A 745-nucleotide genomic window follows, 5' to 3' on the forward strand; every position below is an offset into this window, starting at 1 on the left:
GGCAGTGCTTCTCTCTTTATCTTTGCGCAACTCATTTTTCCTCTGCGCACCATTCAGCAGTCTCGACTCGATTGGCTTTAGGATAGTCAGGTGTTCAGGCACTACAGGCTTTGCACCTACTCTTTCTCCTATGGTCAGCTTCTTTGCCTTGAATGGCTTTGCACCAGGATACTCGATGGTCACCTCGAATGTGTCTGATGGGTCATAGACTACGTCTACAGTGCAGCCTACAAAGGTAACTCCAACCTCATATTTGTCTCCATTGAAGCTTATGCATCCGCTCTTGTCCACCTTTCTTTCCTCTGCATGGAGGAATGCATCTGCGATGATTTCAGGCGCTATTCTCTTTATCGGAGTGCTGTCAAGATTGTATGCCTGCACTGGAGTCAGTCCGTTGATTGCTGAGTGCTCCTTGTTCTGGTAGCACTCCTCCAGCCATACCCAAAACAGCCTGTTCATGTTATCAAGGCTCTTGGGGCTGGGGTCAACCTGGTATTCATCCAGAAACCTGTCAATGTTCTGGTTAAAGCGTTCTATTTTGCCTGTGCCCTCCGGCGAGTATGGTGTTGCAAACATCAGCCTCACGCCTAGCTTTGCGCATGCTCTGGTCATCCATCTGGTCCTGTATTGTTTTCCATTATCAAAATATACGGACTGTGGCAAACCATGCTTCATGACAGCTTTCCTGAAGCAGTCTTCGACAATAATCTGCTCCAGGCTGTTATAGAACTCAGCGTGCAGCACC

The 745-nt window shown here is 48.2% G+C and carries 1 protein-coding gene; it reads right to left on the minus strand.

Going from position 1 to position 745, the window contains the following annotated elements; genetic code table 11:
* The coding region (locus T472_RS05110; RefSeq protein WP_242864764.1) for a Mu transposase C-terminal domain-containing protein at window positions 1-612 on the minus strand (612 nt) is incomplete at its 3' end.
* Window positions 613-745: the final 133 nt, after the last annotated feature.

This window comes from Youngiibacter fragilis 232.1 (assembly GCF_000495435.3).
Lineage (GTDB): Bacteria > Bacillota > Clostridia > Clostridiales > Clostridiaceae > Youngiibacter > Youngiibacter fragilis.